Source organism: Dietzia massiliensis (genome assembly GCF_018390595.1).
GTDB lineage: Bacteria > Actinomycetota > Actinomycetes > Mycobacteriales > Mycobacteriaceae > Dietzia > Dietzia massiliensis.
Genome location: NZ_JAHBAV010000172.1, coordinates 1 through 464 on the forward strand (window position 1 = coordinate 1; position 464 = coordinate 464).

Below are 464 nucleotides of genomic sequence, written 5' to 3' on the forward strand. Positions count from 1 at the left end.
GGTCCAGGGCGTCGTCGACGGCGGTGAGGAAGATCTGCTCCGGGGTGAGCTCGTCATTGGCCTCATCGCTGATGAGCTCCTCGAACCGGGTCGCTACGTGGGTGATGCGCAGATTGCGGAACTTCTGATGATCGATCTCGGTGAACATCACACGCCCTCCCCGCTGCGCCCGCGCGAGTAGTGATCGGCCGAGCGGACTTGAATCGCGCCGTCGTCTCGGGTTCCGGCCGGGGGTGGGGGCTTTCGTGTGGCCGCCGCCGGCACCACGGGCCGGGGCGCCTTGCCGTCGGAATCGATGGTGGCCATGACGCGTTTGAGCACGCTGTAGCTCCCGGCGCCGTTCTGGTTGAGCAGCACTTGGCAGGCCGCCTCGAGCCGCTGTCGACTTCTCTTGCCGAGAGTTTCGAGAATGTTCTGGCAGTCCAGATAGCCCTGCGCCTCGATCACGTGACGATCCAGGATCT

General features: G+C 65.1%; 1 pseudogene. It reads right to left on the reverse strand.

What is annotated here, in order from left to right:
• Positions 1-147 precede the first annotated feature (147 nt).
• A pseudogene (locus tag KHA85_RS16705) lies at positions 148-464 on the reverse strand (IS21 family transposase); the annotation flags it as partial.